Genomic DNA, 26,392 nt, shown 5'->3' with positions numbered 1-26,392 from the left:
CCCCCGTCTCAGGCCGGCTGCTGCCAGCGCCCCGTGTCGCCGTTGAGGTACTCGCGGACGAGTTTGGCGATGTGCGGCAGGTCCTTCAGGTGAAGCAGCTTCGCGATGGCGAGCTTGTTGCCGGCGTTCGCCTTCGCCAGCGTGTCGTCGTCGAGCCGCTGGAGGTCCCGCATCATGTCGTCGTACCGCTCGTTCGGCGCGAGGTAGAGCAGCTCCGTCATGAGGAGCCGCGATCGCATGTCGGGGGCGACCTCGGTTCGCCACAGCTCGTCGTAGAACGACATCGCCTCGGCCGACGTGTCCGGCTCCTGCTCCTTCGGCGTGAGGCAGTTGTCGACGGTCTTGGCGGCGGCACGCGCGGAGAGCATCCCCTTGTGGATGCCCTCGCCCCAGAGGGGGTCGATGGTCGGGACGGTGTCGCCGATCGCCATGAAGCGGTCCGTGCTGAAGCTGCTCGGCATCTGGATGTGCGCGGAGCCGCGGTGCTGGCCGCCCTCGATGCGCTCGGCGTCCTCGAAGCGCGGGTCCTCCGCGAGCCAGCGTTCGAGGTAGTCGTCGATGCTCATCCCCTCGTCGCCGTACTCGCGATGGCGGTTGTTCTGGATGTAGCAGAGCCCGACCTTCGCGGTGTCCTCGCCGGTGTGGAAGATCCACGAGTAGCCGCCGGGGGCGATGTGGTGGTCCAGCCGGAGCATCATCGCGTCCGAGAGGTCGGCGTAGTCGTCGTGGTCCACGTCGACGCCGCGCATCTCGTACTCGACGCCGATGGCCTGGTTCTCCCGCTCCAGTCCGGTGACGTCGAGTGCCTTCGCCAGCGGGGCTGCGGGCCCGGTCGCGTCGATGACGATCTCCCCGTACACTTCCTCCTGGCCGTCGTACTGGACGCCGGCGATCTCGTCGCCGTCGTCGTCCATCACGGGGGCAGCGACCCGGGAGTCGAACCGGTACTCCGCGCCGTGCTCGCGCCCTTCGGCGACCAGCCACTGCTTGAACTCGCCGAAATCGAGCACGGCGCCGGCCTGGTCCTGCACGAAATGCTCGTTCGTGGACTCGAGCACGACGCTGTCCGTGTGTTGCATCACGACGTCGTCGGGAACGCCGAAGGCCGCCATCATCGACGGGAACGTCCCGGCGGTCGATTTGTTGCTCTGCCGTGGGAACTCGTCTTCGGGTTCGGTTTCGAGCACGACGACGTCGTAGTCCCGCGCAGCGAGATCGCGTGCACACTGGGCCCCGGCGGGGCCGGCGCCAGCGATCACGACGTCGAAACGGTCAGCCATAGGGGATGGTTTCACCTCGTGGTTATAAAGACTACGAGGCGAATACGCGTCCTCTCAGGGAGTCAAAAAGGGATACGGTAACCGCGCTCAGGCACGCGTCGCCCACACCGAGTCGGTCGACTGACGCCGTTGTGACTGAGTATAAAACCGAAGCTGCGAGCCGATGACCAATTGTTGTCCATACCGAGCGCTGGCGCTCCTGATCGGACGACACAGATTCAGATTCTCGGAATCAGCTACGAAAAACGAACTCTACGCGAAACGCGTCCAGTCCGACTAGGAGCCGTCCTCGGTGCCGGCCTGCTCTGTCGCGGTCGACTCGGTTGCGGTCGACTCCGTTGCAGTCGACTCGGTCGCAGTCGTCTCCGTGGCGGTCGCGTCGCCCTCAGCCTCGGTCGTCGAGGTTTCCGTGCCGTCCGCCGTCGCGGTCGAATCCGTGTAGGTGACCTCCGTGCCGGACGCGACGGGGCGGATGATGTACGAGCCGTTGCCGCGCTTGTGCGGCGCGAAGTCGGCGAGGAAGTTCGTGACGACGTCCTGCCGGATGTCGAACGACTGGTTGAACTTGAGGGGCGCGTTGCCCGGCGTCTCAACCTCAGCCTCCGAGCCGTCAGTGAGCGTGCCCTCGGTGTTGCTGACGTTCAGCTGGAGGAACTTGTAGGTCCCAACCTCGAGTTCGGTCTCGTCGATCAGCGCCGTATTCCCGTCCTGGAGCTCCACGAGGTCCGCCTCCTGCGGCTCCTCGAACTCGATGTACCGGCGACCGTTCTCGCCGTCTTCCTCCGTCTCGGAGTCCTCCATGTCGTCCTCTTCCGTCTCGGAGTCCTCCATGTCGTCCTCCTCTTCAGTCTCGGTCGCGTCCGAGTCGGTCTCCGTCGCCGTTTCGGTGGACTCCGTCGCGGTGGCGGTTTCGGTCTCGTCCGCGGTCTCCGTCTCCGTCCCGTCCATGTCGCCGTCCTCGGCGTCCTCGGCGTCCGGCTTCACCCAGATCCCGTCGATCGTAACGATCAGCGACTCGAAGTCGCCGATGTCGTTCGGCTGGTCCGTGATGCTCGTCGACAGCAGCCCGTACGCGTCGTCGTCCGACGAGTCCTCCGTCGACCCATCCGTCGTCGTGCCGTCCGACGCCGAATCGTTGCCCGTACAACCCGCAAGCCCGGCCGTCACCGCTGCCCCGACGCCCTTGATGACGTTTCGTCGCTGAGTCATTGTAACTGAAATTAACTCCCCGGACGTAAACCATCTGCGAGGGTACGCGTACCATGGATCCAGCAACACCATCCGGTAGTCGAGTCCGGATTCACGGCCGCCCGTATCGCGCGAAGCGACGGACGGCAACCCACCGAAACCGAAGATCTTCGGGTCGCCTGTCGCCATCGTCGCCCCGATAGTCGCCGCGGCGACGCAGTCCGAGCTGCCCCGTTACGGCGGCGGACGGGTCCGCCTCGTATTCTTTATAACTGCCCGAGCGACTATCACGGAGTATGCAACCACGGGCAATCGCTGCACTCGCTGTGGTCGTGCTCCTCGCGGGCTGTACCGGCGGGGCGCTCAGCTTCGCGGCGTCACCGGCGACGGTCGACGAGGCGGCGCTGGACGAGGCCAACTACACCGGGCAGGCACCCGAGCAGGTAACGATCAACGAGACCGTCGAGGTCGCCGGAATGAGCAAGCAGGTCTCCGCGACGACGTGGACGGCGAGCTACGCGGCCAACGACACGCCGGCGACGCTCGTCGTCGCGAGCACGCCGGATGCGACGGTCGCCGGGCAGTCGGTGAACCCGATCGCGCGGCTCACCGGGAAGGAGCTCCTCCAGCGCGTCGCACAGGAGATCGGCAACCGTGACCAGGTCGACCTCGAGGACGTCGAGGTCGTCCAGCGCGAGAACCGGGAGATCCTCGGCACGCAGACCGAGGTGACCACCTTCGCGACGACGGCGTCGACCGAGCAGGGCGACGTGCCGATCCGCATCCACCTGGCGAGTGTCTCACACCAGGGCGACGCCGTCGTCCTCGTCGGCGTTCACCCTGAGGAAGTCGACGAGCGGTCGACCCAGCTGACGCTGATGGAATCGGTGGACCACCAGGGCGACGAGGAGTAGCGTCGATCCCGGCTGCGGCCGATATTTCTCAGCCTGGCGCGGGAGGTTGATTCGGTAAGCTACGCTGACGGAGCCGCCACGCCGTCGCCTTCTTATCTCGATGAGTGCTCACCAGCACTCTCCACTTGTTGGCGACGACGGTCGACCAGCCGCCCTATTATTATCCTACGACACCCGATAAATTAGGGACACAGGTCAAGGGAACAAGACGACACACTCGGACTGGTGTCGGGGCCCGGGCAGCCAGCCATACGCGAATTGCGGACGGTGTCGACTGTGATGTCGACGACCGATTCCCGCCTCCGACACGGATTCAACTCGTGACATTCGACAGACGGCAGTTCCTGAAGACGACCGGTGCGGCGCTCGGTGGCCTCGCGGTCACGAGCGCCAGTGCCACGGCCGAATCGGACTGGAATTACGAACTCGTCGGCGAGGCGCTCGACGCCGGCACCTACGAGGCGGTCGTCCAGGGCGACTGGGCGTACTCCGCGAACGGCGCGGAGATATCGACCGTCGACGTGAGCGATCCCTCGACCCCGCTCCTCGGTGGCACCGCGGCCGGTCACGGCCAGGACAACCTGGACGTCAAGGTCGAGGGCAACCTCGCGGCGCTCGCGAACGACGGCGACGCCGGCAGCGACACGAACCCCGCCGGCGTCACGTTCTTCGACGTCTCGGACCCGACGACGCCCGTCGAGCTGTCCTTCTACGAGGCGGCCAGCGGCGTCCACAACTGCTTCCTCGACGGCGACTACGCGTACCTCTGTATCAACGACGACTTCGGGTACGCCCGCATGGTAGTCCTCGACGTCAGCGACCCGGCGAACCCGGTGAGCCTCGAGGGTACCGAACGCGGCTCCGGCGGCGCCTGGATGCTCCGGGACGCCCATCCCGACATGGCGAAGGCGGGTATCAACCCGATCCACGACCTCTACGTCCAGGACGACCTCGCGTACATGTGCTTCTGGGACGCCGGCGTCGTCGTCGCCGACGTCTCCGACCCGTCGGATCCGCAGGCGGTCGCCCACTTCGGCGCGACCGACGACGCGGGCGTCGAACCGGCCGGGACGCAGGAGCGCCAGGAGCGCTACCTCGGCCAGCCGGGGAACGCGCACTACGTCCAGCCCACCCCGAGCGGTGACTACACGCTCGTCGGCGCCGAGACGTTCCCGGGCCCCTTCGAGGACACGGTGATCCCGGGCGACCACGGCGGCATCCGCATCTTCGACACGAGCGACGTCTCCACGAGTTCGTCGCCGAGCAACCCGACCGAGGACGAGATCGGCTTCATTCCGTCGCCGGACCGCCCCAGTGACGGGCTTCGCACCTCCCACAACTTCGACGTCCGCGAGGACAAGGTGTTCGCGAGCTTCTACCAGGGCGGGATTCGAGCCTACAGCATCGAGGACCCGACGGCTCCGGAGGAGCTGGCCGCCTTCGCGCCGCTGGGGACGGCCTACTGGACGAACGTCGACCTGCCGGAATCCGGGACGACGACGTACAACCTCGGCAGCGACATCGGCAAGGGGCTCACCATCCTCGAGTTGAACCACGAAACGCCGGGCACTCAGAACTGGGACACGGACGAGAACCTGGGCCCGCGGGACGTGCTGGAGCCGACGATGCAGAACCCGCTGTAGTTCCGGGCGCGTTGGGTTCCCTTCTTTTCCTCACATCGACTTACTCGCGCAAGCCTGAGCATTCGGTCGCCATCGTCGTCGGCGCAGCCGAATTCGGCGACGGAGCGCTCGGCGGCGGACCGAGTCCGGCGATTACTATTCGTTCTCGTCGACAATGGCGATGACGACGGCAATTCCGATCAGCAGAAGCCCCCGATAAACCCATTCGTCGGATCGACTAGGATGTTCAGAAATTCGATGAACCGCTCGATACCCCGCCAGCCGAAGAGCGCGATGCTCAGGAAGCCGACAGCAAGAGAGGTGCGCGTTTATGTAGAGAAGACCGCCGGGAGACAGTCGTTCGGAATCCGGTTGGTCCGCCATGTGTCCGAGTAAACCCTTCTGAGAGAAATTGACTGCTGGGGCCGCTAACGGGCCGAAGCGCCGGCTCCTCCGATACCGGCGAGCAGCGCCACTCCCACCCCAATCGCTGTGAGATGAATCCCCTCACAGAAGCGTGACCGTCGCTATCCGGTGACCGACATTCTCCGCGACTACCGGGCCAGCAGTCGCGACCCGGTCTCGGCCTGCACCGTCCGTATCCCGACTGCCACCAGGGCGACGACCATGGCGGACAGCAGTGTGTACACCAGTAGCGGTAGCGGGCCCGCGAACCCAGTGACGCTGAGCCACTGACGCTGGTACCATGCGACCAGCGGAATCCACCCGAGCAACGAGAAGGCCAGCGCCTGACAGAACAGGAGGAGTAATTCGACGGCGACCGCACCCGCCGGAATTACCCAGGCGTACAGGCCCACGACCCGGAGCATCGACGTCCCCTCGTAGCGGTCGTCGATGGGACTCCGTGACAGAAGGTAGCCCAGCAGCACCACCGGCGGGAGATAGAACGACGGGTCCAATTCGGTGAGGACGTAGACAGTGTACCCGACGAAGTAGAGAACGCCGACGCCTGTAGAGAGTCGAGCGACCGCGTTCGTCCAGCCGCGTCCTTCGTCAGCCGTCGCTCGGGACATACTACAATTGTTACGTCTCTGTGAAATAAAACCCGTGGCTATCTCAATATCGCTGTGGTGGAGGTGTAGTTTGTCCCACCTCCCCACGCAGCGTTCGTCAGCCGATTCTGTGGAAATGGTCTGCCCCAGCGAGTCCGGGATCAATCCCGAAGAGAGCTCAGTTCTGACTACTGCTCGTCAGCTACCACCTCGCTGATGCCCAGCAGTGCCGGGAACGGCGACTGTGGGAACTCATTAGTGAGTCGGTTCCGACACTCGCTCTTCGAGAGGGACTCACCCTCTGTGCCTGCCCCGTAGAGCATTACGGGATGCGCGTAGTTTTCGTCGCTGTACCCTAAGTAGTAGAGCAGGTGCGACGAGGCGTAGGGAGTATTTCCGGCTTCGACCTCCCCTTTGAATTTGTTCCAGACGTTGTTTGTCTGCTCATTGACCGCCACGTCGTAGCCGTCTCCCGACTCTGCGCTGGTGTCGTACAGAACCTCCAGACCGTTCTGGTCCTCACGGCGGCCGTTGACTTGGTACCCCTCCGGCGGTTCCGACTGCCGGTTGACATAGCCCAAATGCTTCGGGAAGACACTGGCGTCCGGGACGCGGACGACGCGGGTTCCGTCGGCCCCGACCGTCAACTCGATCCAAGTGTAGATTCGTGGGTTGTCCTGAACCAGTTCCTCAGCAATCGGCACGTCGTTGAAGCCGGTCGCGTTCACAAGGGCGCGGGTGTAGGGATTTTCACTGCCGTAGAGTGCCGAGACTGTCACTGCATCTATCTCACCGCCATCCGGATCGTTCATCGTCGACTTGGTGACCGTAAGGAACCGTTTTCGCGTGTGGGCGCGCAGCGACCGATCCGCATCGTTCTGGACCATGTTCCCGACGAGGTTCGGATAAGACTTGTCTACCATCTCCTCGTGGACGACGGTGTGGGAGGGGGCGTGCAGGAACGTCTCGACTTCGGCGTCCACGTTGTCGCCGATTTCGATCTTCCAGTTATCCTCAGGAACGTTCGTGTTCACGGTCACGCCGCCGTCGATAGTTCCACCGTCGTCGGGGTCAAACTCGACCTTGACGGAGTTGCGCACCCGGTAGTTCCGGAACACCTCGTTGAGTCCGTCGACCTCCTTACGCATCGAGAGGAACTCCACGAGGTCCTTCGGCGGGGACGTAACGTGGTCGCCAAAGTAGGCACCGTCCTGTGGCATTTTGAGGAGCGGCACAGGCGAGACCGCCTTGTTTGGGAAAACAGCGTGGAATCTGTTCCCGGAGTAGTTGGAGTTCTCATTGAGCGCGGGTGCGTAGCTCAAGACTGTGGCCGACCCTCGTATCGAACTGCTGAGCGGCGGGTCGGTCGGAATCTCCGGAGGGTTCTCGATATTCTGTTCGAGGTCTGTGAACGTAGTTTCGGCCCCGAACTGGACCGTGATGCTGGTCGACTCGCCGGGTTCCAACTCGCCTAGGTCCCACTCCATCGCGACTACCGGGTCGTCGGATCCACTATCGGGGAACTTATCGTCGTTGTTCAACTGATCATTGTTGACAGCCCAGTAGCCAGGGTATTCGCCGACGTGGTGGTTCTTTGGTGATTTATTGGTAGTGAACCCGGAGTAAGCGCCACCCGCTCTGTCGCGAGTATACACCATCTCCGCAGCGTCGTCATAGTATGCGATATCATCCCAAAAGTCGGAAGATCCGTCGTCAAAGTCAGCGTACTGGAAGAAATCAAGGTCAACCGTCTCATCCTTCGAGTCGTCAATGACGGAATCGTTCTTGATATCGTACTTGACGATCAGCGTCGGCTTGTCGATAGCCAGCTTGACTGTCCGCTTCACCGCGAGGATGTTGTTGCCAACGACGTACTTCATCACGGCTTGGTGCTGCTCGCCGGGTTCTCCAGTGTTCGGGAAGTCCTCGACGCGCTTGAGCGGTCCTTCTTTGTACGAAGGGACAACCGACCGGTCGTTGCCGCTTTCGTCCTGCATCGCGAAGTACTCGTGATACAGCGTCGTGTGGCCATCGAACTGCCAGACCCACGTGCCAGACTCAGTCTCGCCCACGTCGACGCTGTACTGGCCATTGTCGAGGTAGATGCTGTTGTCGCCGTCCGCGCCCGTCGGTAAACTCTTCTCGGGGCGGTCGACGTTCATTCCCACCCACCTCCGAGACGGTAGGTCTCCTCACCGATGCTGTAGTGCCACTTATTCACCGTCTCGGCGCTGAACTCGACGCCGACCTCGGTGCCATCGTTGAATACGAACCGGCCGCGCTCGGTGAGTGACTCAACATCGGATCTCTCGTTCCTGTACTCCAGTGTCCCGTGCTTGGCCTTCAGTCGAGTCAGCTTCCGCGCCATTGCCCGCTCGGATAGCTCCGTGATGCTATCAACGAGCCGAATGTTATCAAGGTAGACGCTCCCGTTCAACGGCGCCCCTGGCCCTCGTCCCGACGGTCCCGTTTTCGGCTCCTCGCCCGCGGCGTGCCATGCGAGATCGATGCGGTCGGACTCGTCCCGCTTCATCTTTGCAAGATCGCTGAGGTCCCACGTAAGCGTCGTCTTGACGTACTGAGGAACTACCATCGTCTCGGAGGCCGCAACCAGCGGCGACTGACTCTGTCCGGGCTTGTCGTTGGCACTTCCACCGTTGCTGCTGCCACTCGCTCCGACTCCGCCGTTGTTGCCACCCCCACTGCCCCCTTTTCCGCTGGTAGAGTTACTACCGTGGTTCGCATCTTCTCCTGGCAAACGATGGTACCGGAAATTGAATGCAAGGTCGGTGGAATCGTTCTCGAACTGACCGACCGTCACGTCCGCGAGCAGGTACGGTGTTTCAATCAGATCTGCTGCCCGGACACGCTTGCGGTTGTATACCATTGGATAGGGGTCGCCACTTGCGTGAACTTTTAGCACACCCTCGCCGTTAGTCACCGGACGGTTCCACTCGTCACTGGACTGCTGTTTGAGCGTGTTGCCCCCGTTGGTCCTCCAGTTGTCGAGCGAACCCTCGAAGTCACCAAGTATCGTCACTGTATCCGACTCCGCCGCATCGACAACCGTTGCCGGTAGTAGCGACCCGAGCATACTCGAACCGACACCTTTCACAAATGTTCGCCTCTCTGTCGGTAATCCATTCATAATTTAAATGGAATCTATATATGCATAACAATAAAAGTTAGTAATTTACAGACAATTGAATAATAAATGTTGCTTTATTTGTGAAAATAACTCCAATCCAACGTATCACGCCCCGTCTCTCACAGCGAGATGTTTTATAAGTTAACAATATTAATTAAAACCTATCTAGCCTTCGAAAATGAACGTAGAGCCGATCAATTTTTCCTTTGACCCAACTCTCCGCCCGACACCGTTGCCCCGGTAGTCATCACTGCCAACATCCCGGCGGGAAAGTTCTATTTCTACCGATCTGAACATTTAAATACGATACTGAGGGACTAAATTTTCATCCAGAGGTAACTCACGTGAACTCCGCGCCAACGCTCGAAATCGGCGGACAGGGGCAAACTGACCTGGGAACAGTTCCTGCGCCGGTGCCGCCGGACGACCCGGAAGCCTGGTACGCCGAGGACGTGCGGGCCCAGTACGAACCGATCCCCGGCGTCGTCGCGACGGTGACCGAGACCGGGACGGGGTTCGCCTACGACACCCGCGAGCCGCCCCTCGACGTCGGCGACGAGGCCGCCCTCGAGAGCGTGCGCGACCACTTCTCGGCGGTCCGGCACCGGCGCCCGCTCACCAGGCAGGGCGTCGTCGAGCGCGCCGACGCGGGCTTCGAGCCGAAGTACGAGCGGGCGCTCAACCGGCTGCTCGACACCTCCGCGGCCGCGCGGCGGCGGATCGACTACCACGCGCTGAGCGAGCTCCGCCTGCTGGGGGAGGTGACGCCACTGGCCGTCGACGACCGCATCGAGGTGGCCGACGTCGGCGACGAGGAGGAGCTCGTGGTCCACACGGACGCCTTCGCGCCGGTTCGGACCGGCGTCGACGCGGGGACGGAGTACGTCGAACGCGTCGCCGGCGAGCGACTCCGGACCTACGAGGTCGACTTCTTCGACTTCGACGTCGAGGTCGTCGTCTACCGGGAGCACCTGCTCGGCTCCGACCAGTTCACCACGAAGTACGCCGTCCTCGAACCGGACCTCCTCCCGGGCGACGACGACCTCATCGAGCAGTGCAAGGAGCGAATTTGGGAGGCCAACGTCGACCGCGTCGTCGAGGACCGCCGGACGTTCGTCGCCGACCGCGCGCGCCAGTTCCTCTCGCGACGGCTTACCGCTCGCAACACGCGGGCCTGGGTCGACGCGACCGAGTACCGGCTCCGCGCGGCGCTGGCCGAGCACGACCTCGTCGTCCCGCCGGTCGACTCCCGGTTCGCCCGCGATCGGCTCGACGACCTCGTCTACTACGTCCTCCGCGATTACGTCGGCGAGGGGATCCTCTCGGTCCCGATCCGCGACCCGCACCTGGAGGACGTCGAAGCCAACCGCGTGGGCGAACGCGTGAAGGTCGTCCCGCGCGCGTCCATCTACGACGCGAGTACCGGCGACACGAACTCCGATAGCGTTGCCAGCGACGGCCCACGCGGGGCGAGTCCCGGCGACCGCGTTCCGACGAACCTCTCGTTCGAGTCCGAGACGACGTTCGTCAACGTCGTCACGCAGCTGGCCGCCCACGACGGCACGGAGCTGAACGCCTCCGCGCCGTCCGCGAAGGTGAACATCGACCTCGACGACGTGCCCGAAACGGTGCGCTGTGCAGTCGCCCTGCCGGCCATCTCGGAGGGCGGCCCCTACGTCTCCATCCGGAAGCAGTCGCCCGACGCGATGACCCCGGTCGACCTCGTCGAGCGCGGGTCGCTGTCGACGGAGCTGGTCGCGCTGTTCTGGCTCCTCTACGAGCATCACGGCGTCGTCCTCTTCTCCGGTCCGACCGGGGTCGGGAAGACGACGCTGATGAACGCGCACATGCCGTTCGTCCCCTTCGACGACCGGCCGATCTCCATCGACGAGGGGTCCCGCGAGGTGCGACTCCCCCACGAGACGGGCGTCTCGCTGACGACGCGGGACCACGAGAACGAGTACAAGCGCGTGACGATGGCCGAGTTGATGACCGAGACGAACTACCTGAACCCGGACGTCGAGGTCATCGCCGAGATCAACACGCCGGAGAGCTTTGAGACGTTCGCGGAGACGCTGAACACGGGCCACGGCGTCGTCGGCACCACCCACGCCGAGGACGTCGAGACCCTCGTTAACCGGGTCATCGAACAGGGGCTTCCGGCCTACCTGCTGCGCGAACTCGACCTCGTCGCCTTCCCGCACGAGGTCGACGGCGACCGCTACGTCTCCCACGTCGTCGAGCTGCTGTCGGACGCGGAGTTCGAGGCGCTGGACGACGCCGCCCACGACAGCGACGGCACGCTCGCCCGTCGCGGCGGTGCCGGAACCGTCGAGAAGAACGGTGCCACGATCCACTGGAACACGGTCGGCTGGCGGGACACCGACGGCAGCTTCCACCTCGAGTACGACCATCCGGACCTGGGCGACGACGTCGATACCGCGGACGCGACCGCTGCCACGGATGCGACCGCTGCCGCGGACGCGACCGCCGCGGCGAACGAGTCCGCTGCCGCATCCGCCGAAACCGAGGGCACCCTCCGGTTCCGCTTCCTCCACCGTATCGCCGAACGGACCGACCGCGACGTCGCCGCGGTCGAGGACGAGTTCCACCGCAAACACCGGTACGTCCAGTACCTCGTGAACGAGGGCGTCGCCGACTTCGACCAGCTGTTCGAGTTCCTCGCCGACCTTCGAACGGACGAAGCCGCAACCGTCGAACGCGCCGTGCGGACGACGGACGCGGGAACCGGGGGCAGAACCGACGGCAACGGGGGAACTGGAAGATGACGGGCGGAAGCGGCGTCCCTGACGGCGCCGGGCTCACCGCGGGAGCGCGGCTCCCGGGTAGCGACCCCGACACCCGGCTCTCCGTGCTCGACCGGGCACTGTACGCGCTGTTCGCGCGACACGCCGACGCCCGCAAACACACCGCCGACCGGAAGCGCTACCGCGGGACGGATCTCCGCGTGAGCTTCGACGTCTACCTCGCACGGGTCTACGGGCTCTCGTGGCTCGTCTGCGTCCTCGTCATGGTGCCGACGCTGGTCGTGCTCGCGAGCCTCCCGGCCGAAACGATCGCCGGCGTCGACGCCTTCCTCGACGGACTCGTGCCGGGAGAGGTTCCGGCGCTGGCGTCGGTTCCCCGGTTCTGGGTCGCCGTCGTCGGCGCCGGCGGTATCGGCGCCGTCGCCAAGGGCGTCACTGTCAGGGCCGGCGGTCGCTACCTGAAGTGGGCCGCGAGCGCCCGCCGGACTGACATCGAGCGAACGCTGCCGGGCGCGGTACGGTATCTCCACGCGCTCTCCTCCGGGAGCGACGATCCCCGCAGTATGCTCCGCAAGACCGCCGCCAACGACGCCTACGGCGAAACGGCCGTGGCGTTCCGCACGGCGCTCAACACGACGCGACTGACGGGGAGCCTCGACGACGCGCTCCGACGGACTGCCCGCGACACGCCGTCACGGGACTTACTCGCGCCCTTCCTGCTCAAGTTCCGCGAGCACGCGAGTCAGGGCGAGGACGAGCTGGCGAACTACCTGCGGATGGAGAGCCGCATGCTCGGCCATCGGCAGGACCGCGCCCGTAAGCGCGCGGAGGGGTTCCTCGAGCTCCTCGCGGAGCTGTTCATCGTCCTGCTCGTCCTCCCGGCGCTGCTCGTCATCGTCCTGACGGTGATGAGCGTTCTCGCGCCGGGGCTCTCCGCGCCGATAGCGACGCCAGTCGGCGCGGTTTCGACCCGCGCGCTCATCGTCTACGGGAGCGCGGCGTTCATCCTCGTCGTCGGCCTCGCCGCCGCGGCTACCGTCGAAACCCTCCGACCGGCGGACCAGCAAATCTCGTACGCGCTCCCGTCCGAGTCACTTGCGGTACTCGCGACAGCGACGCGAAACCCGGCGTCCGCTGCCGTCGTGGTCGCGGTTCCGAGCGTCGTGCTCACGGCCGCGGTCGCGGTCGGCGGTGCCAGTCCCATCACTGTGACCTTGCTGGGTTACGTCGCGTTCGCCGTGCCCGTCGGCTCCGTCGCGGTCCGTCGCGCTCGCCTCGACGACGCGAAGGACCGCGAGATCAAGGACTTCGTCCACGCGGTTTCGGGCCACGTCAGCCTCGGGCGCCCGTTCTCGGAGGCCGTCGAGATCGTCGCACGCGACGTCGACCTCGGCGCGCTCGACGACGACGTCGCCGACCTCGCGTTCAATCTCGGGTTGACCACCGCGGCGACCGAGGCGTCCGGTGACGACCGGGATGCGCTCTCGGCGCACGACGACGAGGCGGAACTCCGGACGGCTGCCCTGGAGGAATTCGTCGCGGCGGTCGGCACGCCACTGTCGGAGCAGACCGTCGGCCTCGTCACCGGCGCGCTCGACGCCGGCAGCGACACCGAGACGGTCTTCGAGACGCTACAGACCGAGATCGGCCGCCTCTACCACGAGAAGCAGGCGCTCCGCTCCGCAATGTTAGTCTACGTCGCCGTCGGCTGGACGACGGCGCTGCTCGTCATCGGCATCGTCGCGGCCGTGAACCTCCACGTCATCGACGGCTTCGCGCAGCTGTCGTCGATGTCAGGCTCCGCGCTCGACCCGACGGCCATCCAGCCGGCCCGGGAGCGATTCCGGTTCTACGTGGTGACGCAAGCGACGATGCTCTCCTCGGGGTGGTTCGCCGGCGTGGCGAGCCGTGGCTGGTACGAGGCGCTGCTCCACTCCGGGCTCCTCGTCGGCATCTGCTACGTCATCTTCGCCGGGGTGGGGATGATATGACGGCAGACGACTCGGAGAGTCGACCACGTACCCGTTCACGCCGAGGCGGCGCCCGACCGCCCGCGGTGTCGATCGAAGTCCCAACCGCCGCCGACCGCGGCCAGTCGAACGTGATCGGCGTCGCCGTCCTGATCGGGCTCACGATGATCAGCCTGGGCACGCTCACGGCCGCCGTCGGCACCGTGGTCGAGAGCAACGCCGCGGCCGCCAACGCCGACCGCGTCGCCGACGACCTCGAAGCGGCGATCCAGCCGGTCGAAGCGACGGGACGGCACACCGGACGGGTATCCTTCACCGACGGCGAGTTCCGGACGGTCGACCGTACGGTGCGGATCCACGATGGCTCCGGCTGGACGGCCTACGCGGCCGACGGCGTCGCCTACGAGTCTGGATCCCATCGGGTGCTCGCCGTGGCGGGTGCCGTCGTCCGGGACTACGGCGGTGGGGCGAAGATGTACCGCGACCCGCCCTTCGCCGTCTCCGAGGGCGTCGCCCTCTTCGGAATCGCGGTCCTCGACGGTGAGCACACGCGCTCGGTCACGGCGGACGACGCGACGACCCTCGCGCTTACGAGCAACGTCTCACACGAACGGGCGGCGCTTGGCGACGGGGAGTTCGCCGTCGCCATCGAAACCGACGCGCCGGGAGCCTGGGAGCGCTATTTCGAGCGCATCGGTGCCGATGTGGAGCGGAAATCGTTCGCGGGCGACGCTCACGACAGCGTCGTCGCGCGCTTCGACGGCACTCGAACGGGGTACCTCGTCCGGCACACCCTCGGGCTGGAGGTCCGCCATGTGTAGCGCTCGACGGGAGCGTGGCAGCGAGGCGCCACCGCAGTGGCGAGGGAGCAGTCGCGCGGTCGTCCCCATGGTCGGCAAGGCGCTGGAAGCCGCCATCGTCGTGCTGTTCATCGGGACGATGACGACGGCCCTGTACGGCGGGGTGGTCCCGGAGTACCAAGCCGCAGCCGGCGACGAGGTGGCGGACCGCGCGCTCGTCGCTGCCGCCGGCGAGATCGAGGGAGCCGTCCCGCCGAACGCGAGGGACGTCACCGCCGAGACGCGGGTGACGCTCCCGTCCGCCATCCGCAACGCGAATTACCGGATCGTTGCCAACGGAACGACGCTCCGGCTCGAGCATCCCGACGACGAGATAGCCGGCACACACCGGCTCGCACTCCCGGGCTACGTCCGTCACGTGGAAGGGGCCTGGCGGAGCGGGGCGGAAACGACCGTGGTCGCGGAAACCGAGGGTGATGGCGTCGTTGTGCGCCTGGTGAACGAATGAGCCCACGACGCGCTGGCTCGCCGAGGACCCGAGCGCAGGCGAACCTGCTCGTCGTGGCCGTCGCGCTGGTCGTGCTCACCGCCGTCACCGGGACGGCAGTCGCGATGGCCGAAGGAGCCCTCGTAACCGCGGAGCGGGACAGCGCCGAGCGAGCGACCACCGTCGCCGTCGCGGAGCGACTCGTCGCTGCCGACAGCCCTGTCACTCGCCGCACGAACGTCCTCGATCGCGAGGCAGCGATGAGCCTCACGGCGGGCGATCTGGAGCGGCTCGTTCCCGAACTCGCCGGACGCGCGGTTCGCGTCCGGATCGGCGGGGTGGCGGTCGTCGACCGCGGGGACCCGACGGGCGGCACGACGATCCGCCGACTGGGGCTGCTCGCGACGACGGACACCTGGGCCGGAACGGTGCCCGCGGGTGGGGAGTCGCTCACCGTTCCGCGCCGAACCGACCGGATCACGGTCACGCCGAGCGGCGACGTCGAAACCGTCCGGGTGGATGGCCGCGTCGTCCTCCACGACCCGGACGGCCTCGACCGCAAAGCGACCGTGAACGTGTCTCGGTACGACACGCTGGCGGTGACCGCTGCCGGCGAGGGCAACGTTACTGTGGAAGCGACGCCGGAAACGACCGAGAAGGCGCTCATCGTGGTGACCGTCGATGATTAGCCGTCCCAACCACCGCACCAGGCCCGCCGACGAATGGGGAACGGGGTCGGGACCCGCGTCGGAATCGGAATCCGCGTCGGAATCGGAACCCGAGTCGGAATCGGAAGCCGAATCGGAAGCGGACCGCGCCCAGCTCTCGCTCGCGGCCGTCGAGGCCGGCATCGGCGTCCTGTTCATCCTGACTGTCGCGGCCGTGTTCGGCCTCGGGCTCCCGGCGACCGGGGCGACGGAGGCCCAGCTCGACGCGTACGCTGAGGATACGGCCACGGTGCTCGCGAACGAGCCCCCGCGGCACGCGGGCGAGACGCGGCTCGCGGAGGTGGCGCAGTCGCCGGCGGCACTGGAGCGGGAACGCGAGGGACTGGACCGGCGAGTCGATCGGATCCTGCCGGCGAACCTGCTCTATCGGATCGAGACGCCACACGGGAGCGTCGGGTTCGAGCAGCCGGCCGGGGTCGCCGTCGGGCGAGCGGCGGTACCGACGCGAAACGGAACGGTCTCGATCACGGTGTGGTACGCATGATCGGGACGGAACGGACAGCTGGGAATCGGGAGCAACGCCGGGGACGTGACCGAGCGCAGCTCGTCGTCCTCGCGGCCGCCGCCATCGCGCTCGCCATCTTCCCCCTCGCGCTGGCGTATCTCCAGCTCGGCTACGCCGGCGACGTCGCCGCCGAACCGACCGAGGACGCGCCGAGCGCGGAGCTGGAACGCGCACTCGACCGCGCGGCCCACGCCGCGACCGACGACGTCGCCGGCGAGTACGCGTGGGAAGACCGCGAGGCGGCGGTGGTCGAGTACAGGAGTGATCTCGGAAACGACCTGGCCGACCTCGAAACGGCACGGCTGTCCGGCGGCGTTGCCGCGGTGATCGAGTATCGGCAGGCAGTCGCGAGAACGGTCGCCGAGAGCTCGTGTCCGGGCGGACCTAACCGCGAGTTCGGTCCCTGCGAGGCGATCGACGGCGTCGTCGTGCAGGAGCGGGCTGGCGAGACGGTGATCCTCGCCGTCGCGTTCGACGTCCGCATTACTCGGCCCGACGGCGTCACCGAGCTCACGCTCGTCGTCGACGTGTACGGGTGAGGCGGTTCCTCTAACGGATCAGTGGTCGTCGAGGTCCTCTCGAACGAAGGTGACGGGACACGGCGCGTTCATCATCACGCCGTGGGCAGTGCTTCCGAAGACGGCCTTACCGGTGGAGGAGCGCTTCCGGCCGCCGATGAACACCATGTCCGCGCCCGTCTCCTCGGTCACGCGGATGATCCCGTCGAGCGCGGGCTCGACCGCACTCCTGAGCTCGTAGTCGACGCCAACGTCGTCTAGCTCGTCGGTGATCGCGTCCACGCTCTCCAGGCGGCCGACGACCGTTTCGGGGTCCGGCATGCCCTCCGACTCGATCCCGATTTCCTGGGCCCCGCGTTCCAGCGCACGTTCGGAAAACGCGTGATAGAGAACGACCGTCGCCCGGCACGGTTCGACGACGTCGAGGAGCGTGTCACTCAGCTGCTCGATCCGGGATTCCTCCGTTGGGCCGATGGCGACGACGACGGTTTCCAGACTCATTGCCGATACTCCGCACCGAATCACTAAAGGGACGATGGCACCGGCAGCGATGGCCACGACGGCGAGGCGACAGTGGGGCGATAAGTAGGCCTGCCCCTGTCAGCTCCCGGCCCGGGAAAGGGTGAAAACCGGACCGGTCGAGCGCGGTTGTAGCACCGGCGTGTGGCTGCAAACCCTTGTTCTTCGCCACAGTGGGCCAGTGCGTGGGGCTGCGGCCTGTAGGTGAAGATAGCGGCTTCGAGTTATTAGCTATTGTGACCAGATAGCAAGAACGTGCCTGGATCCGGTTACGACTCCTCCGCGGTGTACTCGTCGTAGATCCGATCCATCCGGGCGGCCATGACGAAGTCGGTCTCGCGGAGACCGTCGATCTTGTGGGTCCACATCTCGACGACGACCTCGCCCCACGACAGGTGTATGTCGGGGTGGTGCCACTCCTCCTCCGCGAGTTCCCCGACCTCGTAGGTGTACTCCAACGCGTCGCGGAAGTCCTCGAACTCGTAGGTACCTTCGAGGTGGTGTTCCTCGACTACGTCCCAGACGTCAGCGTCGACTCCCTCGAGCAGAGTTTCGAGAGCGTCGCCGGTGAGGGGCTCGTCGTCGCTCGTGCAGGCCGTACATTCTCGGTCGGCGAGTTCGGGCATAGTCGAAGGGTGGTACCGTGGCAATATAACGACTCGGTGGGGCTGCCGTGGCGAGCGACCGTCGTTGCAACACGGCGACCCGACAGCAAATCATGTCAACAGGAGAATTCTACTGAGAGACCCGGGTTCCTATCCTCCAGAAGGACTCTCTACGGGGGTGTTCTGGAAACTCGACATCTGACATGTCCAGAACCACTCACAAAGTTAATACGGGAGACATCCGTGTTCGTAACGTACGAATCCAAAAAGCAGGGACGGAAAGGTTGGTGGAACATCCTCTCCTTCCCTCTCCGGCCACATAAGCTTTACTCCCAGAGCGGCTGCTGTAGCGGGAGTTTCGCCGCCGGAGCGGTGATCCGTGACCGGCTCCACGGACCGAAGACTCATGTATATCAACCCGAATCCGCACCGGCCACGACCGAGGGGAGGCGACGAGCGTCGCGACGATCAGCGTGTCCTGCCGTCCGGAGGGGCCGCGTCGTGACGCCGATTGACGACACCCCGACGATCGAAGCGTCGGACGATCTCTCGCTGTTCGATACGGAAACGGACGAGGAACTGCTTCCAGTGTGGGTCATCGGGGTCCCGGCACTCCTGGCACTCGGCCGCGGGGCGCTGCTTCTCGCGGGCGTCGCCGGCGGCGTCACCGTCGCGTACGACGCCCTGCTGATCGGCGTCGCGGCGCTGGCGACGGAACGCCTCTTTGCGGAAGCGTCGCGGCTCCACGACAGCGACGTCGACTGGGCCCCGAACCCCTGGTGGTACGTCCTCGGCGGTGCGATGGGCGTCACCGCGCTCGTCGTTGGCACCCTCGAGGACCCGAGCGTCGTGCTCGCACGCCCGACGGCACTCGTCGGCGTCTTCGTCGTCGGGCTCGTCTGCACGTCCGTGGTCGCTGGCCCCGTATTCCTGCTCCAACGGCGTCGCCATCGAACGAAAGCGAAGGCGGGAACGGAAGGGGACTGAGTCACGGAGCCGAGAGCAACGTGACCCCCGTTCGCCAGTCCGATCGCGGGTCGGGGGGACGACGGAGTAGTTCCCCCGGTACATCCCTCATTACTGATAAAACACTCAAATACCTCTCCGAGAAAGGGAGTGTCCATGACCGGGGCCTTCGACCACATCCAGCGGGCGTTCGGGCAGCTGCCACAACGGCCCGCCGTCTTCGACTGTGAAGCACGGCAGGCCGCCGGGCGGTGGTGGCTAGCCGACCCCGTCGACGTGCGGGACGTAATCTCGTCACTGGTCGATCACGGCGGGTTCGACGAGACGCCGTCGCGGGTTCGTGTGCCGCTTCACGAACCGGATTCGGCGGAGCTCACCGGGGAGTACCTGCTGTATCTCGACGACGACCCAGCGCCGGCCGTCTTGTTCTACGATTTCTCCATCGAGGGGTTTCGGCGGCTGCCCCTCGCGGAGTTCGGGCGGACGTATCCAGCCAGGCGTGTCCGGTTCTGGTCGGCCGGCACTAATCCGGAGGACGTTCCGACGTATCTCGACGACGGCACCCCAGCGGGGTCGACGACGAGTTCGCCGGACGGCCTGCTCGATGCGGTCGGGGTCGCCTCGGGAGGCACGACTGAGAACACCGGCGAGGACGGTGGCGACAGGGGGGAACAGTTCACCGCGCTCCGCGAGTTCGTCGAGCGCGAACGTGAAGCAGCGCGACAGGCGACGCGCGACGCCTACGAGTCGATGCGGCGTCGGGCCTTCTTCGCGAACAACGAGGGCGTGCAGGGACTGGTCGCCGGCGGCCGGCGGACGGACGACTACGGCCAGCAGGTCGTCACGCTCCGGGTACCCGCAGCGGGGGACGCCGGCATGGCTGCTGAAAGCGCCGTCACGGAAGCTGATGGCGCCGGGACGGCTGCCGAAGGCGCCGGAGTCGACGCCGCGGGGACCGACGGCGCCGACCCGTCGTCGGAACTCTACTCGGGAATGGAGGTACTCGCGGACCGGACCGACGACGGCACCGGCTTCCCGGTCGAGGCAGAGCTGTTCGCCGTCGACGGCGAGAAGCTGGAGATGGGCGTCTACTGGGACACCGCCGACGACAAGGCCGCCGCAGAACGCGCATTCAAGGCCGAGTCCGGCGGCGAGTTCGCGGTGTGTGCGCTCGTCAACCCCGTCCCGTTCGACCGGCAACTGGACGCTATCGACGCCGTCGAGTCCGACGAGCGGAAGCGCGCGATCGTCACAGGCGAGCGAGCGCTGTCGGCCGAGGAGAAGAGCTACAACCATCTCGGCAGCGACCTCAACGCGTCGCAAGCGACGGCCGCGCGCCGCGTCCTCCGCGCGAACGACGTGTTCTGCATCCACGGGCCGCCGGGAACCGGAAAGACGCGAACGCTGACGGCGATCATCCGGGCCGCCGTCGACGAGGGACTCCGCGTCCTCGCCGCCGCACACTCGAATCAGGCGGTGGACACGCTGCTCGTCGGCGACAGCACGGACGCTCGCGCGGACCCCCGGTCGATCCACGCCGACGCCGTCGACGGCGACGTGCGAATCGCGCGGGTGGGGAGGAACTCCACGAACGACGTCGTCACCGATCACTACGTCGACGGCGACGAGTGGCAGGCGGACGTCGTCGGCGCCACGATGAGCGCCGCGAGCGAGCTCGCCGACGATATGTTCGACGTCGCCGTGATCGACGAGGCGACGCAGGCGACGATCCCGTCGACGTTGATCCCGGTCTCGAAGGCCGAGACGTCGATCCTCGCGGGGGACCACCGACAGCTGCCGCCGTATCACTCCGGGGACGGCAAGCACGTGGAGGAACTGGAATTCTCGCTGTTCGAACGGCTGCTCGAGACCTACGGCCCCGCCGAGGTCAGCACCACGCTGACCACGCAGTATCGAATGCACGAGGCGATCGCCGCCTTCCCCAACGAGGCGTTCTACGACGGCGTGTTGACCCACGGTCAACGCAATCGGCAGTGGACGATCGGGTCGATGGACCCGCTCGTCGCCGTCGCCGTCGACGGCGAGGAGTCGCAGACGCCGATGTACTCGTACATCAACGGAGCGGAGGCTCGAACCGTTGCGAACGAGGTCAAGCGACTGCTCGAGCACGGGGTGATGGCCACGGACATCGGGGTTATTACGCCATACAACGGCCAGATCGGGAAGATCCGGTCGGTCTTACAGTCGGATCTGGGGGAAGCGGTGACGTCCGGGGTCAAGGTCGACACCATCGACTCGTTCCAGGGCGGGCAGCGCGACGCGATCGTCGTCTCGTTCGTCCGGAGCAATCCCGATGGGGAGGTTGGCTTCCTGGGGTTGCCGACCGAGGGCCCTCGGCGGCTCAACGTCGCACTAACCCGGGCGAAGAAGCGGCTCGTCCTCGTCGGGAACTGGGACACGTTGACCGCGGGCGGCGACGACCCCGAGTCGCCGAAACGGTACTACCGGGACCTCTACGAGCACCTCCGAACCACCGACTGCTTCAGGGAGTAAGTCGGGTTGGCGTCGTCCTCAGTGGCCTGGAAACGAGCCACCGCTACCGATCCTCAACGTCGGACGTCGAGTCGACTCCGGACGTCACTGATTCGGCGTGAACTCCCGCCAGTGCTGGATCCCCCAGTAGCCGATCCCCGTGCCGAGCAGCCCGGCGGTGAGGAAGTAGAGTACGTACTGCGTGACGAACACCTCTTCCGGATACCGGACCGTGTAGTACAGCCCTTCGACCAGCAACGTGATCACGACGAAGGCGATCGCCCCGCTTATCGTCGCCGTCCCGATGATAACCTTCCCCGACGCGTCGTGTCGTTCAAGCAGGACGACCGTCGCCGTGAACAGCACCGCGGCGCCGACGAGGTACCAGGGAACCCGGTTCCAGATGCCCGCGGTTGCGCTCTCGACGAACGAGAGCACGCCGATGAAACTGGCAGTCAACACGAGCGTCGACGCCGAGGCGAGCCCGGAGGTGCGCGCCAGGTAGCGCCGACGCGGATCCTCTATCATGGGCGTACCATTACCGACCCACTATTTATATTCAGCGCGGGCCCCCGGCCGTGGGCTCCCGGATCGACCCCTTGTTCTCACTCGATGGAGACCACCCGGTTCATCGGGTCCGCATCCACTTGCGCACGCCGTACATGGCCCGTCGCAGTCGGTAGCTCACGACCTGGCCGCTGTACATGGTTAACTCGCCGATCTCGAACAGGACTCGGCTCAGTCCGGGCTCCGACTGCGGGTTCTCCGGGGGCTCAGGCGGTGTCGGCGGTTCCAGGTCGACCTCGTCGCTCTCTGGGGGGCTACCGGACGCGTCGCCGCCGTAGCTGGGGCTTCCGTCGGCGAAGTCCCTGGACTCGAAATCGCCGTTGCCGAAGTCGCCACCGCCGGTTTCCATCCCTGGGTCACCGGGGCTGGTGGTGAACGTCGCGCCCTCGTCGAGCCTCCCTTCTATCTCCCGCAGTTCGTCGATCTCGTCGGTCAGTACCTGGTTGCGCCGCTGGAGCCGTTCGACCAGCTCCACGAGTTCCTCCTCGTCGAGCGATTCCGTGTCCTCGTCCGCGAGGTCGTCCGGGTCGGTGCCAGGCGTCAGATCCGACGGGATCTCGCCTGACTCTCCTCCTCCACCGGCAGGGAGGTCGCCGAGGTCGTCGCTCGCGTCCCCCACGACCTCGCTCCCGAGATCGGTCGCATCCGGGTCGTCCGACCCCGCCGACGAGTCGAACTCCGGGCCATCGAACTCCTCGCTGCCCTCCTGCGCGACACCGTCCTCGCGTTCGATCTCGGCGATCAGCTGCTGGCCCACCTTCTGGAGGTCGGGCCGTTCGTAGGACTCCAGGCCAGGGGTGGCGCCGGCATCGAACGTCTCCTTTCGGCGGAACTTCACGCGCTCGAGGGAGTCGTCCCAGTCGGTCATCAGGTACGCCTCACCGGGGTCGAAGTTCTCGAGCTCGTCCGCCCGCTCGCGACCGATGACGTTACGGACGATGTCGAGGTCGTTCTCCCAGGTAAACTTGTGCCAGACCATCCAGTCGCACTGCGTGATGAAGTCCTTGTCCACGGACGAGGGGCGCTGCGAGACGCCGCAGATCCCGAGGCCGCGCTTGCGACCCCGCTTGGCGACGCGTTCGAGGAGCTCGGCGAGCTCGGAGGAGCCACCCGTCTGCGGGAGATACTCCTGCATCTCCTCGACGACGAGGAGGAACGGTTTCCGGAGGCGCTTCTCCTTGGTGTACAGCTCGTCGATAACCGCCGCGATGAGCTCCTCGGAGACGTCCGTGTCGTCGTAGCCCGAGACGTCCAGGATGACGGGCACGTTCTTCTCGAGGGCGACGCTGGCGATCTGTTCGGCGTGCTCCGGGCCGACCTGCACCTCGGCGAACTCGTCGCCGCCGACGTGGAGCAGCTCGTACTCCTCCTTCAGGCCGAAGTACTCGCCCTCGGTGTCGACGATGAGCAGCGTGAAGTTCGCCGCCAAAAGCTCCTCGCAGAGCACACTGACGGTGTTGCTCTTGCCGCTCCCGCTCTTGCCCGAGACGAACCCGCGACCCGTCAGGAGCTCCTGTACCGGGAGCGTCTTGGCGTCCTCGGTGGCGACGATCCACTGCTCAGGGTCATCGGTCGACATCTACTCGTGGAACCCTCTCCAGCGAGACGACATAGGTTTGGTGTGAACTGTCATTTCGGTGACTCCCGCCAGGTCGCGAACGCCGTGAGTCCGCCGAGCCAACGGTTTTGGTGGTGGCTCCGCATACCCGAGTATGGCCTGCCCGTATCTGGCGTATCGGAGCGCGACCGACGACCGCGAGTTCGACACCGAACGCGCCTACTGTACCGCTGCTGACAAGTTCGTGCAGCCGATGCGTGCCGACGTCTGCAACGACCGGTACGACCTCTCACACGAGGCGCACTGCGAGATCTTCCGCGAGGCAGCGTCGGGGGCGGCGGCCGGCGACGCGGAGCAAGACCGATGAGCTACGAGAACTACCTCGCGAACGACCCGCTCATTATCACGGCGGCGTTGACGGGCGGCGTCCACGGGAAGGAAGCGCATCCGGAGCTGCCCGAGACGCCGGAGGAGATCGGGAAGGCGGCCGCGACGGCCGAGGCCGCCGGCGCGTCCGTCGTCCACCTGCACGCTCGAACCGATTCGGGCGAGCGTTCGTTCGCGACGGAGCGGTTCCAGGCGATCGACGACGCTGTGCGGCGATACGCCGACGACGTGATCATCCAGCACTCGACCGGCGGGACGGGCGCGCCCGACGAGGTCCGCCACCAGCCGCTTCGGACGGACCCGCCGCCGGAGATGGCCTCGCTCGACATGGGGCCGCTGAACCGGTACGACCACCTCACGAGCGAGAACACGCGCGCGCTGGTCGACTCCCTGCACGAGGAGATGGTCGAACGCGGCATCAAGCCCGAGCTGGAGGTGTTCAACGACGGCCACCTGAACGAGGTCCACGGGCTGATCGACCGACGGGAGCTCGCGGATCCCGTCTACGCCACGTTGATCTTCGGGCCCGGAACCCTCACGCGGCCGACGCCCCGCAACTTCCTCACGTCGATCGACGACCTCCCCGCGGGAGCGCAGTTCAACACGCTCGGGTTCGGCCGCCATCAGCTCCCCTTCGCGACGATGGGGATCCTCTTCGGGGGCCACGTCCGCGTCGGGCTGGAGGACAACGTCTACTATCGCGAGGGCGAGCTCGCCGAGAGCAACGCGCAGCTCGTCGAGCGCGTCGTCCGCATCGCGGAGGAGCTCGGCCGTGAGGTCGCGTCGCCCGCGCAGGCCCGGGAGCTGCTCGGGCTGTAGCGAACGACCCCGCTTGACAGGGCTGCCCCCGTCGCGCACCCCTTATAACCCGGCGGGGTCAACGTGGGCGTATGTCGGACATCGAAACGCAGCTCCGGTCCGCGTTCGACGCGACCGAGTACGACGTGAGCGACGTGACAGTGAACCGCCGGCAGGTCCGGGTCGCGATCCGGCAGCCGGACGCCGAGGCCGACGCGCTGCGGGCCATCGTCGACGAGGCCGTCGGCGAGGAGAACGTGCTCGGCCTCGACGTCGCGACCGAATCGGTCGACGGACAGGACGCCCTGGGGACGGTCGTCACCTTCCAGCAGCGGCCCTGAGCTGCCGGCTACTCACCTAGCCTTCTCGGCGTTCCGAGTTCGCTTCCGACTCCGCGTCGGCGAGGTCGCTCGGCGAGGAGTCGCTCCGCTCGTACCAGAACCGGAGCCAGTCCGCGAGCGGTCCGCTCGGCCCCTCCACGCTGACGCGAACCGTTCCGTCGAAGCCCCACTTCGCGTGCGGCGAGTCCTCGCCGAATCGGAGCGGGACGTCGACCTCGAGGTCCTCGGCCGTCAGTTCGAGCGCCTCGTCCCGGTCGATCTCCTCGTCGAGCAGGTCGTCGAGGACCTCCAGCCAGGATTCCTCCTCCTCCTCGGCCGCGTCGACTGTGCGATTCATTTCGGTGTGTCTTCCAACTCCGACCACCTAACACTATCCCACGCGTCGAGCCGCCGCGACGAGGACCCCGCGAAGGCTGATGGCTGCCGGAACGGGCAGTAAGCGCGCTGCCAGCCAGCGGTCCAGGCCGGTTGGAGTGGCGTCGGCCCCGAGTCGCGCGACCATCGCGTCCCGAACCCGGATCTCGACGGTGAGGTCGTGGCGGTCAAGCGCCGCGTCGAGGTCGAAATTCCCTGCCGCCCCGATGTGGGCGCTCTTTCCGTCGGTTGCCGGTTCGAGACTGCTCGTCCCGTCGGTCGCCGGTTCGGGCCCGCTCGCAGCGGCGGTTGCGGCGTCGGTCTCGACTCCGGACTCGCTGGACGTCGATGCGACGCCGAACAGCGCAGCCGGGGGCGCTGGCGCTCCCGCGATCGTCCGCAACAGCGCCCGAGCGGCGCCGTAGGACGGGGCGTCGACCACGAGCGCGTCCGCGTCGTCCCACACCGCGATCTCTTCGCCGTCGTGTCTCAGCGTCAGTTCCGCGTCGACGGCGAGCGGTCGGCTCACTCCTCGTCGGTCGTCGTGACGGAGAGCTTCCCGTCGAGGTGCCACTCCGCGTGCTTCGACTCCTCGCCGACCCGGTTCGGTACGTCGACCCGGAGGTCGTCGAACTCGTAGGTTATCGTCGCGCCGCGACCCGTCAGCCGGTCGTACATCCCGATCGCCAGCTCCGGCCACGTCTCGGTCTCGTCGCTGTCGGACATCGTTGCGAGTACCCAGGTCCCGACTCGGAATAGGTGTTTTGCACAACCTGTGTGGTGTCGCCGTCGTCCGCTCGAACGGTCCGCTCCCGCGACGGATCAGGCGAGTGCGTGCGAGTGGACCTGTGGAATCGCTCGAA

26 protein-coding genes are annotated in these 26,392 nt (G+C 66.2%); 14 read left to right on the top strand and 12 right to left on the bottom strand.

Features of this window, described 5'->3' with window-relative positions:
• Window positions 1-8 precede the first annotated feature (8 nt).
• The gene (locus ACQE3M_RS08940; RefSeq protein WP_430505250.1) at window positions 9-1,280 is read right to left on the bottom strand and encodes a digeranylgeranylglycerophospholipid reductase; all 1,272 of its coding nucleotides are present in this window, start codon (window positions 1,278-1,280) and stop codon (window positions 9-11) included.
• A 276-nt stretch (window positions 1,281-1,556) separates the two neighbouring features.
• Window positions 1,557-2,489 carry a DUF4382 domain-containing protein gene (locus ACQE3M_RS08935; RefSeq protein WP_430505249.1) on the bottom strand — a complete coding sequence of 311 codons (933 nt, stop codon included), beginning with the start codon at window positions 2,487-2,489 and terminating at the stop codon, window positions 1,557-1,559.
• Between the two features lie 275 nt (window positions 2,490-2,764).
• On the opposite strand from ACQE3M_RS08935, the gene ACQE3M_RS08930 reads away from it, so the two are divergent.
• Both ACQE3M_RS08930 and ACQE3M_RS08925 read left to right on the top strand, forming a co-directional pair.
• The gene (locus tag ACQE3M_RS08930; protein ID WP_430505248.1) at window positions 2,765-3,382 is read left to right on the top strand and encodes a DUF6517 family protein; all 618 of its coding nucleotides are present in this window, start codon (window positions 2,765-2,767) and stop codon (window positions 3,380-3,382) included.
• 320 nt (window positions 3,383-3,702) lie between these two features.
• On the top strand, window positions 3,703-5,025 hold the full coding sequence (locus ACQE3M_RS08925) for an LVIVD repeat-containing protein (protein ID WP_430505247.1): 1,323 nt from the start codon (window positions 3,703-3,705) through the stop codon (window positions 5,023-5,025).
• 533 nt (window positions 5,026-5,558) lie between these two features.
• Here ACQE3M_RS08925 and ACQE3M_RS08920 read toward each other — a convergent pair.
• The 3 genes from ACQE3M_RS08920 to ACQE3M_RS08910 form a co-directional block, all read right to left on the bottom strand.
• Window positions 5,559-6,038 carry a hypothetical protein gene (locus ACQE3M_RS08920; protein WP_430505246.1) on the bottom strand — a complete coding sequence of 160 codons (480 nt, stop codon included), beginning with the start codon at window positions 6,036-6,038 and terminating at the stop codon, window positions 5,559-5,561.
• 167 nt (window positions 6,039-6,205) lie between these two features.
• Window positions 6,206-8,179 (bottom strand): Asp23/Gls24 family envelope stress response protein, encoded by a 1,974-nt coding sequence (locus tag ACQE3M_RS08915; protein ID WP_430505245.1) that lies wholly within the window; start codon window positions 8,177-8,179, stop codon window positions 6,206-6,208.
• The gene (locus ACQE3M_RS08910) at window positions 8,176-9,165 is read right to left on the bottom strand and encodes a hypothetical protein (protein ID WP_430505244.1); all 990 of its coding nucleotides are present in this window, start codon (window positions 9,163-9,165) and stop codon (window positions 8,176-8,178) included. The genes ACQE3M_RS08915 and ACQE3M_RS08910 overlap by 4 nt, the downstream gene beginning before the upstream one ends.
• 344 nt (window positions 9,166-9,509) lie before the next feature.
• Between ACQE3M_RS08910 and ACQE3M_RS08905 the strand changes: the two genes are divergently transcribed.
• The 7 genes from ACQE3M_RS08905 to ACQE3M_RS08875 all read left to right on the top strand — a co-directional run bounded on the left by ACQE3M_RS08905 (window position 9,510) and on the right by ACQE3M_RS08875 (window position 16,962).
• Window positions 9,510-11,954, top strand: a complete 2,445-nt coding sequence (locus tag ACQE3M_RS08905) for a type II/IV secretion system ATPase subunit (RefSeq protein ID WP_430505243.1) — start codon at window positions 9,510-9,512, stop codon at window positions 11,952-11,954.
• Window positions 11,951-13,924, top strand: a complete 1,974-nt coding sequence (locus tag ACQE3M_RS08900) for a type II secretion system F family protein (protein WP_430505242.1) — start codon at window positions 11,951-11,953, stop codon at window positions 13,922-13,924. Before ACQE3M_RS08905 ends, ACQE3M_RS08900 begins: the two co-directional genes overlap by 4 nt.
• 65 nt (window positions 13,925-13,989) lie before the next feature.
• Window positions 13,990-14,724, top strand: a complete 735-nt coding sequence (locus ACQE3M_RS08895) for a DUF7289 family protein (protein WP_430505241.1) — start codon at window positions 13,990-13,992, stop codon at window positions 14,722-14,724.
• Window positions 14,717-15,211 (top strand): DUF7266 family protein, encoded by a 495-nt coding sequence (locus ACQE3M_RS08890; RefSeq protein WP_430505240.1) that lies wholly within the window; start codon window positions 14,717-14,719, stop codon window positions 15,209-15,211. The genes ACQE3M_RS08895 and ACQE3M_RS08890 overlap by 8 nt, the downstream gene beginning before the upstream one ends.
• Window positions 15,208-15,879 carry a DUF7263 family protein gene (locus ACQE3M_RS08885; protein ID WP_430505239.1) on the top strand — a complete coding sequence of 224 codons (672 nt, stop codon included), beginning with the start codon at window positions 15,208-15,210 and terminating at the stop codon, window positions 15,877-15,879. The genes ACQE3M_RS08890 and ACQE3M_RS08885 overlap by 4 nt, the downstream gene beginning before the upstream one ends.
• Entirely contained in the window at window positions 15,872-16,402 is a 531-nt protein-coding gene (locus ACQE3M_RS08880) for a DUF7262 family protein (RefSeq protein WP_430505238.1), read from the top strand. The genes ACQE3M_RS08885 and ACQE3M_RS08880 overlap by 8 nt, the downstream gene beginning before the upstream one ends.
• The gene (locus ACQE3M_RS08875) at window positions 16,399-16,962 is read left to right on the top strand and encodes a DUF7261 family protein (protein ID WP_430505237.1); all 564 of its coding nucleotides are present in this window, start codon (window positions 16,399-16,401) and stop codon (window positions 16,960-16,962) included. The genes ACQE3M_RS08880 and ACQE3M_RS08875 overlap by 4 nt, the downstream gene beginning before the upstream one ends.
• Before the next feature lie 18 nt (window positions 16,963-16,980).
• Here ACQE3M_RS08875 and ACQE3M_RS08870 read toward each other — a convergent pair whose 3' ends face one another.
• A complete protein-coding gene (locus ACQE3M_RS08870) occupies window positions 16,981-17,442 on the bottom strand; it encodes a universal stress protein (protein WP_430505236.1) in 462 nt (153 codons plus the stop codon).
• A gap of 287 nt (window positions 17,443-17,729) precedes the next feature.
• Window positions 17,730-18,086 carry a 4a-hydroxytetrahydrobiopterin dehydratase gene (locus tag ACQE3M_RS08865; protein ID WP_430505235.1) on the bottom strand — a complete coding sequence of 119 codons (357 nt, stop codon included), beginning with the start codon at window positions 18,084-18,086 and terminating at the stop codon, window positions 17,730-17,732.
• A gap of 480 nt (window positions 18,087-18,566) precedes the next feature.
• On the opposite strand from ACQE3M_RS08865, the gene ACQE3M_RS08860 reads away from it, so the two are divergent.
• Together ACQE3M_RS08860 and ACQE3M_RS08855 are read left to right on the top strand one after the other, a co-directional pair.
• Window positions 18,567-19,052: a hypothetical protein gene (locus ACQE3M_RS08860; RefSeq protein WP_430505234.1), complete on the top strand. Its 486-nt coding sequence runs from the start codon at window positions 18,567-18,569 to the stop codon at window positions 19,050-19,052.
• Window positions 19,053-19,187: 135 nt separating this feature from the next.
• Window positions 19,188-21,545: an AAA domain-containing protein gene (locus tag ACQE3M_RS08855; protein ID WP_430505233.1), complete on the top strand. Its 2,358-nt coding sequence runs from the start codon at window positions 19,188-19,190 to the stop codon at window positions 21,543-21,545.
• An 84-nt stretch (window positions 21,546-21,629) separates the two neighbouring features.
• On the opposite strand, the gene ACQE3M_RS08850 is transcribed toward ACQE3M_RS08855, so the two are convergent.
• Complete coding sequence (locus ACQE3M_RS08850; protein ID WP_430505232.1) at window positions 21,630-22,052, bottom strand: hypothetical protein; 423 nt, start codon at window positions 22,050-22,052, stop codon at window positions 21,630-21,632.
• 100 nt (window positions 22,053-22,152) lie between these two features.
• Window positions 22,153-23,670 (bottom strand): ATP-binding protein, encoded by a 1,518-nt coding sequence (locus tag ACQE3M_RS08845; protein WP_430505231.1) that lies wholly within the window; start codon window positions 23,668-23,670, stop codon window positions 22,153-22,155.
• Between the two features lie 133 nt (window positions 23,671-23,803).
• Here ACQE3M_RS08845 and ACQE3M_RS08840 point away from each other — a divergent pair, with 133 nt between their 5' ends.
• From ACQE3M_RS08840 to ACQE3M_RS08830, 3 genes are all read left to right on the top strand, one after another.
• Complete coding sequence (locus tag ACQE3M_RS08840) at window positions 23,804-24,016, top strand: hypothetical protein (protein ID WP_430505230.1); 213 nt, start codon at window positions 23,804-23,806, stop codon at window positions 24,014-24,016.
• Complete coding sequence (locus tag ACQE3M_RS08835) at window positions 24,013-24,855, top strand: beta-keto acid cleavage family enzyme (RefSeq protein ID WP_430505229.1); 843 nt, start codon at window positions 24,013-24,015, stop codon at window positions 24,853-24,855. Before ACQE3M_RS08840 ends, ACQE3M_RS08835 begins: the two co-directional genes overlap by 4 nt.
• Before the next feature lie 71 nt (window positions 24,856-24,926).
• Window positions 24,927-25,175 (top strand): hypothetical protein, encoded by a 249-nt coding sequence (locus tag ACQE3M_RS08830; protein WP_430505228.1) that lies wholly within the window; start codon window positions 24,927-24,929, stop codon window positions 25,173-25,175.
• Window positions 25,176-25,191: 16 nt separating this feature from the next.
• Here the strand turns inward: ACQE3M_RS08830 and ACQE3M_RS08825 are convergent, their stop codons facing one another.
• Genes ACQE3M_RS08825 through ACQE3M_RS08815 form a run of 3 tightly spaced genes read right to left on the bottom strand, consistent with a single transcriptional unit; the run spans window position 25,192 to window position 26,255 of the window.
• Window positions 25,192-25,512, bottom strand: a complete 321-nt coding sequence (locus ACQE3M_RS08825; protein WP_430505227.1) for a hypothetical protein — start codon at window positions 25,510-25,512, stop codon at window positions 25,192-25,194.
• 33 nt (window positions 25,513-25,545) lie between these two features.
• A complete protein-coding gene (locus ACQE3M_RS08820; protein WP_430505226.1) occupies window positions 25,546-26,058 on the bottom strand; it encodes a hypothetical protein in 513 nt (170 codons plus the stop codon).
• Window positions 26,055-26,255 (bottom strand): hypothetical protein, encoded by a 201-nt coding sequence (locus ACQE3M_RS08815; RefSeq protein WP_430505225.1) that lies wholly within the window; start codon window positions 26,253-26,255, stop codon window positions 26,055-26,057. Before ACQE3M_RS08815 ends, ACQE3M_RS08820 begins: the two co-directional genes overlap by 4 nt.
• Between the last annotated feature and the right edge of the window lie 137 nt (window positions 26,256-26,392).

The organism is Halosubterraneus shenae (assembly GCF_050510935.1).
In the GTDB taxonomy this organism is placed as follows: domain Archaea; phylum Halobacteriota; class Halobacteria; order Halobacteriales; family Haloferacaceae; genus JBDGPU01.
Note: the sequence above shows the minus strand (reverse complement) of the source record. Positions and strands in the feature narration are given on the sequence as shown.